This is a genomic window from Kineococcus siccus, assembly GCF_009906795.1.
Classification (GTDB): Bacteria; Actinomycetota; Actinomycetes; order Actinomycetales; family Kineococcaceae; genus Kineococcus; species Kineococcus siccus.
Genome location: NZ_JAAALN010000167.1, coordinates 1 through 9,589, shown reverse-complemented (window position 1 = coordinate 9,589; position 9,589 = coordinate 1). Strand labels below are relative to the sequence as shown.

8 protein-coding genes and 1 pseudogene are annotated in these 9,589 nt (G+C 75.9%); 7 read left to right on the top strand and 2 right to left on the bottom strand.

Annotated elements, in window-relative coordinates:
• Window positions 1–584, top strand: a 584-nt coding sequence (locus GTR02_RS16295; protein WP_205709433.1) for a hypothetical protein, incomplete at its 5' end; no start/stop codon positions are given.
• Window positions 585–595: 11 nt separating this feature from the next.
• Here the strand turns inward: GTR02_RS16295 and GTR02_RS16290 are convergent.
• Window positions 596–1,243 carry a uracil-DNA glycosylase gene (locus tag GTR02_RS16290; RefSeq protein ID WP_166608549.1) on the bottom strand — a complete coding sequence of 216 codons (648 nt, stop codon included), beginning with the start codon at window positions 1,241–1,243 and terminating at the stop codon, window positions 596–598.
• Window positions 1,244–1,424: 181 nt separating this feature from the next.
• Between GTR02_RS16290 and GTR02_RS23350 the strand changes: the two genes are divergently transcribed.
• The 6 genes from GTR02_RS23350 to GTR02_RS16260 all read left to right on the top strand — a co-directional run bounded on the left by GTR02_RS23350 (window position 1,425) and on the right by GTR02_RS16260 (window position 8,273).
• Entirely contained in the window at window positions 1,425–1,823 is a 399-nt protein-coding gene (locus tag GTR02_RS23350; protein WP_166608546.1) for a DUF3263 domain-containing protein, read from the top strand.
• A gap of 396 nt (window positions 1,824–2,219) precedes the next feature.
• Window positions 2,220–2,423 carry a transcription antiterminator/RNA stability regulator CspE gene (gene cspE, locus GTR02_RS16280; RefSeq protein WP_166608545.1) on the top strand — a complete coding sequence of 68 codons (204 nt, stop codon included), beginning with the start codon at window positions 2,220–2,222 and terminating at the stop codon, window positions 2,421–2,423.
• A 340-nt stretch (window positions 2,424–2,763) separates the two neighbouring features.
• On the top strand, window positions 2,764–4,392 hold the full coding sequence (groL, locus tag GTR02_RS16275) for a chaperonin GroEL (RefSeq protein ID WP_166608544.1): 1,629 nt from the start codon (window positions 2,764–2,766) through the stop codon (window positions 4,390–4,392).
• Between the two features lie 294 nt (window positions 4,393–4,686).
• Complete coding sequence (locus tag GTR02_RS16270) at window positions 4,687–5,610, top strand: D-arabinono-1,4-lactone oxidase (protein WP_338073865.1); 924 nt, start codon at window positions 4,687–4,689, stop codon at window positions 5,608–5,610.
• Between the two features lie 57 nt (window positions 5,611–5,667).
• Window positions 5,668–6,777: an FO synthase gene (locus GTR02_RS16265; protein ID WP_166608543.1), complete on the top strand. Its 1,110-nt coding sequence runs from the start codon at window positions 5,668–5,670 to the stop codon at window positions 6,775–6,777.
• The gene (locus GTR02_RS16260; RefSeq protein WP_166608542.1) at window positions 6,774–8,273 is read left to right on the top strand and encodes an FAD-dependent oxidoreductase; all 1,500 of its coding nucleotides are present in this window, start codon (window positions 6,774–6,776) and stop codon (window positions 8,271–8,273) included. Before GTR02_RS16265 ends, GTR02_RS16260 begins: the two co-directional genes overlap by 4 nt.
• A 25-nt stretch (window positions 8,274–8,298) precedes the next feature.
• Here GTR02_RS16260 and cofG read toward each other — a convergent pair.
• Window positions 8,299–9,552: pseudogene (gene cofG / locus GTR02_RS16255) on the bottom strand (7,8-didemethyl-8-hydroxy-5-deazariboflavin synthase CofG); the annotation flags it as partial.
• Window positions 9,553–9,589: the final 37 nt, after the last annotated feature.

Here is a 9,589-nt window from a genome sequence, read left to right as displayed (position 1 = left end):
GCCACGGTCCCGCCGTGGGCGAGCCCCCGGTCGCGGTGGACCCGCGACGCTGGGGCAGCCTCGTCGGCCTGGCCGGGGGGCTCGTGTTCGTGGGGAGCTACGCACCCGTCCTGGGGCCCGTCGTGACGACGGTGGCGTGGCTCGCCGCGGGTGCCGGCGTCCTCGCCGCCCTCGTGGCGCACTACGTCCGGCCCGTGGCGCTGGGGCCACTCGCCCGCCCGCGGCCCGCCGCTCTGGCGGCCTACGGCGCGTGCGTCGTCGGCGAGCTGGCCCTCATCGCCCTCGGGTCGCGCGCGCTGACGGCGCTGGGCCGCGGCGAGCTGCGCCCGGCGCTGATCGCCCTCGTCGTGGGGCTGCACTTCGTGCCGTTCGCCTGGGCCTTCCGGGAGCGGGTCTTCCTGCGCCTCGGGGCGGCCGTGGCCGGCCTGGGGGCCGTCGGCCTGCTGCTCGGGGCGCTCGGCGTCGCGCGCGCCGCGGAGGCGCTGGCCGTGCTCGCGGGTCTCGTGATGATCGCGATCCTCGTCGCGCACGCCCGGGGCCGCTTCTCGCCGCCGGCGGCCGCCGCGCGGGCCGCCGCCGGGTAGGGGGGCGGCGGTCAGAGCCGCCAGTCCACGCCCTCGCCGCCCTCGGCGCGCAGCAGCGCGTCGACGCGGGTGAAGGGGCGGGAGCCGAAGAACCCCCGCGAGGCCGACAGCGGGCTCGGGTGCACGCCCTCGACGACCGGGACGTCGCCCAGCAGCGGTCGCACCGTCTGGGCGTCGCGGCCCCACAGCAGGGCGACGAACGGCGTGCCGCGGGCCGCCAGCGCGCGCACGGCGGCGTCCGTGACGCGCTCCCACCCCCGGCGCCGGTGGGAGCCCGACGCCCCCGCGCGGACCGTCAGCACGCGGTTGAGCAGCAGCACCCCCGAGCGCGTCCAGGCGCTCAGGTCGCCGTGCGGCGGCGGCAGCAGGCCGGTGTCCGCGGCCAGCTCGCGGTGCACGTTGACCAGGCTGCGCGGCAGCGGTCGCACGTGCTCCTCGACGGAGAAGGACAGCCCGACCGGGTGCCCGGGCGTGGGGTAGGGGTCCTGGCCGACCAGCAGCACCCGCACGTCGGCGAACGGCTGGCGGAAGGCGCGCAGGACGTGGTGGGGCGCGGGCAGCCACGGCTGCTCCTCCGCCGCGAGCCGCGCCGACAGGGCCCGCAGGTCGGGCAGGACCTCGTGCAGCGCGGCGGCCCAGCCCGGGTCCAGGTCGTCGATCCCGAGGCCCGCCGGGTCCTCCGGCGTCGGCCGCGGCGCGCCGGGTGGGGTCGGTGGGGTGCGAGGGTCGGGTGGCACGGGCGCCGACGCTACCCGCGCCCCGACGCGCGCACCCGGTGAATGACACGCGTGTAGTCCACTGCCTACAGTGGCCTGCGGCACCAGGGAGCGGAGGCACGCGATGGACTTCTCGGACGCGGCAGCGGCCGCGCAGGCGGGGCACGGAGGGCAGGACGCCCCCGGCTCCGGGGCCGACGGTGGCTCCGCGACCGACGGCACCACGACGGGCGGCACCGGCCGGCACCGGGACGGCGCCGGAGAGGTCCCCGACGGGCTGAGCCGCCGCGACGCGGAGATCCTCGCCTTCGAGCGGCAGTGGTGGAAGTACGCGGGCGCCAAGGAGCAGGCGGTGCGGGAGCTGTTCGACCTGTCCCCGACGCGCTACTACCAGCTGCTCAACGCCCTCATCGACACCCCCGAGGCCCTGCGCCACGACCCGATGCTCGTGAAGCGGCTGCGCCGCATGCGGACCAGCCGCCAGCGCGCCCGCTCCGCGCGCCGGCTGGGCGTCCAGCCCTGAGCTCGCGCCGGCTCCCCGCGCGCCGCGGGGCGCACCGCACGCGCCGCGGCCCCGCGGGGGTCCTGCTGCTCGTGCTGCTGTGGCTGCTCCTCGCCGCGGTGCTCGCCCTCGTCGCCGTGCAGCTGCTCGGCGGGGTGGTCGCGACCGTCACCGGCCTGGTGGGCCGTCTCGTCTGAGGCCGTGCCGGCCGCAGACGCGTGATCGCCGGGCGCAGGTGATCGTCCGGATCCCTGTCCCCCGGGGGTCCCGCCGCACTAACCTGTGGACCGGTCGATCAGTCAGGCGAGCACGTCGGCGCCGGGCGTCGCCCACGGCCCTGCGGCCGCGGGCAGCGTGAGACCCGCCCCCGGTGCGGCCGGTGGCGTCTTCCGCTCGCTGCACCACATGGAGAACGCAATGGCTCAGGGCACCGTGAAGTGGTTCAACTCCGAGAAGGGCTTCGGGTTCATCACCCAGGACGACGGCGGCGCCGACGTCTTCGTCCACTACTCCGCGATCGTCGCCGACGGCTACCGCTCCCTCGAGGAGGGTCAGCGCGTCGAGTTCGACGTCGGGCAGGGGCAGAAGGGTCCGCAGGCCGAGAACGTCCGCGGCGTCTGAGGCCAGGCGTCTGAGGCCAGGCGTCTGAGGCCACGGGGGCCCCGGCACCACAGCGACAGCGCAGCACGCCACGACGGCACCGTCCCGCACGCGCGGGGCGGTGCCGTCGTGCGTCCGGACCCGCCGGGGGTTTGCACTCGCCCCCGTCGAGTGCCAACATCAGTGCTGGCACTCTCGTGTGGAGAGTGACAGCACGAGCTAGCACTCGACCCGGGAGTCAGATCTCCCGGTCGGTCCGGTGAGGCCCGCCGCCCGCGGGGGACGTGACCCCGCGCGCGGCAGGCCGTCCGTCGCGGGCACCGGTCCGGCCACCACCCGTCCGCTGGGAGGAACACCAGGCATGAGCAAGATCATCGCCTTCGACGAGGAGGCCCGTCGCGGCCTCGAGCGCGGCATGAACCAGCTCGCCGACGCTGTCAAGGTCACGCTGGGGCCGCGAGGCCGCAACGTCGTCCTGGAGAAGAAGTGGGGCGCCCCCACCATCACCAACGATGGTGTGAGCATCGCCAAGGAGATCGAGCTCGAGGACGCGTACGAGAAGATCGGGGCCGAGCTCGTCAAGGAGGTCGCGAAGAAGACGGACGACGTCGCCGGTGACGGCACGACGACCGCGACCGTCCTGGCGCAGGCGCTCGTGCGCGAGGGGCTGCGCAACGTGGCCGCCGGCGCCAACCCGCTGGGCCTGAAGAAGGGCATCGAGAAGGCCGTCGAGGCCGTGACCGAGCAGCTCCTGGCCGCCGCCAAGGAGGTCACCACCAAGGAGCAGATCGCCGCCACCGCGGGGATCTCCGCCGGGGACGCCTCCATCGGTGAGCTCATCGCCGAGGCCCTCGACAAGGTGGGCAAGGAAGGCGTCATCACCGTCGAGGAGAGCAACACCTTCGGGCTCGAGCTCGAGCTCACCGAGGGCATGCGCTTCGACAAGGGCTACATCTCGCCCTACTTCGTCACCGACGCCGAGCGCCAGGAAGCTGAGCTCGAGGACCCCTACATCCTCATCCTCAACTCCAAGATCTCGACCGTGAAGGACCTGCTCCCGCTGCTGGAGAAGGTCATGCAGTCGGGCAAGCCGCTCGTCATCATCGCCGAGGACGTCGAGGGCGAGGCCCTCGCGACCCTGGTCGTGAACAAGATCCGCGGCACGTTCAAGTCCGTGGCCGTCAAGGCCCCCGGCTTCGGCGACCGCCGCAAGGCCATGCTCGGCGACATCGCCATCCTCACGGGCGGCCAGCCGATCTCCGAGGAGGTCGGGCTCAAGCTCGACACCGCGGAGCTCGACCTGCTCGGCCGCGCCCGCAAGGTCGTCGTCACCAAGGACGAGACGACGATCGTCGAGGGTGCCGGCGACGCCGACGCCATCGCCGGCCGCGTCGCGCAGATCCGCGCCGAGATCGAGCGCAGCGACTCCGACTACGACCGCGAGAAGCTCCAGGAGCGTCTCGCCAAGCTCGCCGGCGGCGTGGCCGTCATCAAGGCGGGTGCGGCGACCGAGGTCGAGCTCAAGGAGCGCAAGCACCGCATCGAGGACGCGGTGCGCAACGCCAAGGCCGCCGTGGAGGAGGGGATCGTCGCCGGTGGTGGCGTCGCCCTCATCCAGGCCGGGGTGCTCGCGTTCGAGAAGCTCGAGCTCGTCGGTGACGAGGCCACGGGCGCGAACATCGTCAAGGTGGCCATCGAGGCGCCGCTCAAGCAGATCGCGATCAACGCGGGTCTCGAGGGTGGCGTCGTGGCCGAGAAGGTCCGCAACCTGCCCTCCGGCCACGGCCTCAACGCCGCGACCGGCGAGTACGTCGACCTGCTTGACGCCGGGATCAACGACCCGGTCAAGGTGACGCGCTCCGCGCTGCAGAACGCCGCCTCGATCGCGGCGCTCTTCCTGACGACCGAGGCCGTCATCGCCGACAAGCCGGAGAAGGCCTCCGCGGCCCCCGCCGGTGGCGACGGCGGCATGGGCGGCATGGACTTCTGAGTCCAGCCCCACCTGCACCACCGCACGACCAGCACGACCACGAGGGCGGTTCCCCGGCAGGGGGGCCGCCCTCGTGGCGTGCTGCGGGTCAGCGTGAGGGCGTGAGCGCCCCGACGCCCGCCGCACCGCAGGCCCCCGGCGCCAACTGGGCCGGCGACCTGACGTACGGCGCGGAGCGGCTGCACCGGCCGACGTCGGTGGACGAGCTGGCCGCGCTCGTCGCGGGCTCGCGCCGGGTGCGCGCTGGGCACCCGCCACTCCTTCGACGACGTCGCCGACTCCCCGGGCGACCTGGTGTCCCTCGAGCACCTGCCGACGGAGATCGACGTCGACGCGGCCGCCCGGACCGTCCGGGTCAGCGGCGGCACGAGCTGCGGCGTGCTGGCGCGGGAGCTGCACGCGCGGGGTTTCGCGCTCGAGGCCGTGGCCTCCCTTCCGCACATCCCGGTCGCCGGGGGCGTGGCGACCGGGACGCACGGCTCCGGCGACGCCTCCCAGGGCCTCGCCGCCGCGGTGCGCGCCCTGGAGGTCCTCGGCGCGGACGGCGCGCTGCGCCGGGTCGCCGCGGGCGAGGAGGAGTTCGCGGACACCGACTGGAGCGGGCCCGACACCACGCAGGTGTGGCTGACGACGCGGACGGGCGTGTCCCCGGACGCGCCGCACGAGCTGTTCGGCGCCACCCGCGCGAGCACCCCCCTGCACCCGCTGCCCGAGGTCGACGTGCGCACCGCGACCGAGCAGCTGGGCGTGCCGGGCCCGTGGCACGAGCGGCTGCCGCACTTCCGGTTCAGCTCCGCGCCCGGCGACGGCGAGGAGCTGCAGGTCGAGTACCTCGTCGGCCGGGAGGACGCCGTCGACGCGATCGAGGCGCTGCGGGCGCTGGGGCCGCGGATCTCCGGGCTGCTGCACATGTGCGAGATCAGGACGGTGGCCGCCGACGACCAGTGGCTGTCCCCGGCGCAGGGTCGCGACACGGTGGCGGTCCACGTCACGTTCCGGCGGCGCGAACCCGAGGTGCTGGCCGCGCTGGCCGACGTCGAGGCGGCGCTCGCGGGGCTGGGCGCCCGGCCGCACGGGGGCGAGCTGTTCGTGGCCGACGCGCTGGAGCTCGCGTCGCTGTACCCGCGCTTCGACGACTTCCGCGCCCTCGTGGCCCGCCACGACCCCGGCGGCACGTTCACCAACGCCTACCTCGACCGCGTCGGCGTCACCGGCTGAGCCGCGGCCCGCGGGAGGGCCCGGGCGGGGCCCCACGGCCTGACATAGCCTGCGGGGGTGCCGGAGGACCCCTGGGAGAGCAGCCCGTCCACCGCGGTGGCCGCGGCCCTGCGCGCGGCGCGGCGGGACCCGGCGGGTCTCGACGACGCCGGGTACGTCGCGCTGCTGGGCGCCGACGGCGGCGACCTCGAGGAGCTCTGCGCGCTGGCCGACGCGGTCCGGCACGACGCCGTGGGCGACGACCTGACCTACGTCGTCAACCGCAACCTCGACACCGCCGTGGTCGGCGCCCCGCAGGCCCGCGGGCTGACGGTCTCGCTCGTGCAGGAGGCGGTCGCCCTGGGCGCCACCGAGGTGTGCGTGCAGGGGCGGCTGCCGGTCGACGCCCCCGACGACGGCTACCTCGACCTCGTCAGGCTGGTCCGGTCCGCCGCACCGGACGTGCACGTGCACGCGTTCCGGCCGGCCGAGGTCGCCGACGCCGCCCGGCGCCGGGGGTCCACCCCGCGGGAGTTCCTGCTCGCCGCGCGCGCGGCGGGCCTCGGGTCGGTCCCCGGAACGGCGGCGCGGATCCTCGACGACGAGGTCCGCACGCTGCTCAACGGCGGCCCGGACCTGCCCGTCGCGCAGTGGCTCGACCTCGTCGCCACGGCGCACGAGGCGGGCCTCACGTCCACCGCGACGATGGTCTACGGCTCGGTGGAGTCCCCCGCGCAGCAGGTCGCCCACCTGCGCACGCTCGCGGCGCTGCAGGAGCGGACCGGGGGTTTCACGGAGTTCATCCCCATGCCCTTCGTCGACGGCGTGAACGGGGCGCTGCCGCCCGGCCCCCTGCCGCGCGGGGCGCGGCGCGGCCCCGGCGCCCGCGAGTCGCGCGCGGTCCACGCCGTCGCCCGGCTGGTCCTGCACGGGCGCATCGCGCACGTGCAGGCGGCCTGGCCGAAGCTCGGGCTGGAGCTCGCGGCGCAGGTCCTGGCGGGCGGCGCCGACGACGCCGGGGGGCTCCTGCTGGACGGGCGGCTGCTGCCGTCCGCGGGTCCCGAGGCGGGCCGGGTCCTCGCGCCGGACGACGTCGAGCGCCTCGCCGCCGGCCTCGGCCGCACGCCGCGGCAGCGCACGACCGCCTACGGCGAGGTCCCGCCCGGCCGCCTCGCGGCGCGGGCGTGAGCGAGGCGGCACCGCGGGGGACGGGGCCGGCGACCGAGCGGGTCGTCGACGTCGTCGTCGTGGGCGCGGGCTTCGCGGGGATCGGCACGGCCGTGCGGCTGGCCCGGCGCGGGCGCGAGTCCTACGTGGTCCTGGAGCGCGGCGCCGACCTCGGCGGCACCTGGCGGGACAACACCTACCCGGGGGTCGCGTGCGACATCCCCTCGCACCTGTACTCGTTCTCCTTCGCCCCCAAGCCCGACTGGTCGCGCGTGTTCGCCCCCGGGGCCGAGATCCAGCAGTACCTGCGCGACTGCGCGCGCACCGAGGGCGTCCTGCCGCACCTGCGCACGGGCGCCGAGGTCCTCGACGCCGCGTGGGACGGCACCGCGTGGCGCGTGCGCAGCACGGTGGGGGACTGGCGCGCCCGGACGCTGGTCATCGCGGTGGGGCGGCTGTCCGAGCCGCGGCGGCCCGACGTCGAGGGGCTCGCGGACTTCGGCGGCGAGGTCGTGCACTCCTCGCGCTGGGCCGACGGCGACCGCTTCGCGGGCCGGCGGGTCGGCGTGGTGGGTACGGGCGCGTCGGCGGTGCAGATCGTCCCGGCGCTCGCCCGCGCGGCCGCGGGCGTCGTGGTGTTCCAGCGCAGCGCTCCCTACGTCCTCCCGCGCCAGGACCGGGCCTACACGCCGGCCGAGCGCCGCGCGTTCACCGCCGACCCGGCGCTGGGGCGGCGCCTGCGCGCCGAGCTGTTCGAGCGCTTCGACGAGGGCATCGCCGCGCGCCAGGCGGCCGGTCCCGAGGTCGAGCAGCTGCGGCGGCGGGCGCTGGACCACCTCGCGGCCCAGGTCCCCGACCCGGTGCTGCGCGCCCGGCTGACCCCGGACTACGAGGTGGGCTGCAAGCGCGTGCTGCTCTCCGACGACTACTACCCGGCTCTGCAGCGTCCCGGTGTCGTCCTCGAACCGGCTGCGCTGCAACGTCTCGAGGCCGGCGCAGGCGTCGCCGCGAACGGTGCCCGGCACGCCCTCGACGCGCTCGTCCTGGCCACCGGGTTCCTGTCCACCACCCCGCCGTTCGCGGCCCGCGTGCGGGGCCGCGAGGGCCTGCGCCTGGCCCAGCACTGGGCGGAGGGCATGGTCTCCTTCGCCTCGACCGTCGTGCACGGGTTCCCCAACATGTTCGTCCTCGACGGCCCCAACGCGAGCCTGGGCCACAACTCCGCGGTGCACATGATCGAGACGCAGATCGGCTACGTGCTCGGGGCCCTGGACCACCTGGCGCACGAACCGGGGCCGCTGGAGGTCTCGCGCGCCGCGGAACGCGCCTACACGCGCGAGGTCGACGCGCTCAGCGCCCGCACGGTGTGGCTGCGCGGCGGGTGCCGCAGCTGGTACGTCGACGAGCGCAGCGGCCGTCAGACGCTGCTGTGGCCCGCGTCGGGGCGGTCCTTCGCCGAGCGCAACGGGACCTTCGACCCGGCGCCGTTCCGGCCGTCCGCTCCGCTCAGCTCCTGACGAGCTCGGGGCGCCGCGGCAGCGGGACCGCACCGGGGAGGGCGAGGCCCGTGCCCGGGTCGGCCAGGGCCGCCACCTGCTCGTGCAGCGCGGGGTCGATCCACCGCGTGCCGCCGCCGAGCGCGTCGAGCACGAACCGCGGGTGGGCCGTGAGCCGCTCCGCGAGCTGCAGCCCCGCGGCGGCCGTGGTGCTCGCGAGGTCGTCGATCTGCGGCCAGGGGCGTTCGGGGTTCACGTGGTCGGGGGTCAGGGGCGACACGCCGCCCCAGTCGTCGACCCCGGCGTCCAGCAGCTCCGAGCGCTGCACCGGGTCGGACAGGTTCGGCGGGGACTGCAGGGAGACGTCCGGGCCGAGCAGCAGGCGGGAGACGGCCAGCGTCGCCAGGTACTCCTCGTGCCCCAGGTCGTCGGCCCCCCGCATGGCCGTGTCGTCCTTCGCGCGGAAGTTCTGCACGATGACCTCCTGCACGTGGCCGAACTCCCGGGCCACGTCGCGGATCGCGAGGATGGACTCGACGCGCTCGGCGGGCGTCTCCCCGATGCCCACGAGGATCCCCGTCGTGAAGGGCACCGCGGCCCGCCCGGCGTCGGCGAGGACGCGCAGCCGCAGCGCGGGGTCTTTGTCGGGGGAGCCGAAGTGCACGCCGCCGGGCTCGCTCCACAGCCGCGTGGCGGTCGTCTCGAGCATCATGCCCATCGAGGGGGCGACGTCGCGCAGGCGCAGCAGGTCGTCGTGGAGCATGACCCCCGGGTTGAGGTGGGGCAGCAGGCCCGTCTCCTCGAGCACGAGCACCGAGAGGGCGCGGACGTAGTCGAGCGTGCTCGCGTACCCGCGCTCGTCCAGCCACGCCCGCGCCTGCGGCCAGCGGTCCTCGGGCGCGTCGCCCAGGGTGAACAGGACCTCCTTGCAGCCCGCCGCCGCACCGTCGCGCGCGATGGCCAGGACGTCGTCGGGCGAGAGGTACAGCTGCTCGAGGCGGTGCGGCACGGTCACGAAGGTGCAGTAGTGGCAGCGGTCCCGGCAGAGCCGGGTGACGGGCACGAAGACCTTGCGGGAGTAGCTGACGACCCCGGGCCGGCCCGCGGCGGCGAGGGCCGCGTCGCGCACGGCGCGGGCCGGTCCCATGAGCTCGCGCAGGTCCTCGCCGCGGGCGTGCAGGAGCACCTCGGCCTGCGCGGCGTCGAGCTCGGTGCCGGCGGACGCGACCCGCAGGGCCTCCCGGAGAGCTCCGGGTGCCGGCGCGACGACGTCGGGGCCCGACCGGCGGCGCCGGGGCACGGGCAGGGTGGTGGGCCGGGGCGCGAGGCTCACGCGG

Coding starts and splice junctions, on each gene's coding strand:
- GTR02_RS23350 (WP_166608546.1), top strand. CDS start 1,425: ATGGACTTCTCGGACGCGGCAGCGGCCGCGCAGGCGGGGCACGGAGGG.
- groL (WP_166608544.1), top strand. CDS start 2,764: ATGAGCAAGATCATCGCCTTCGACGAGGAGGCCCGTCGCGGCCTCGAG.
- cspE (WP_166608545.1), top strand. CDS start 2,220: ATGGCTCAGGGCACCGTGAAGTGGTTCAACTCCGAGAAGGGCTTCGGG.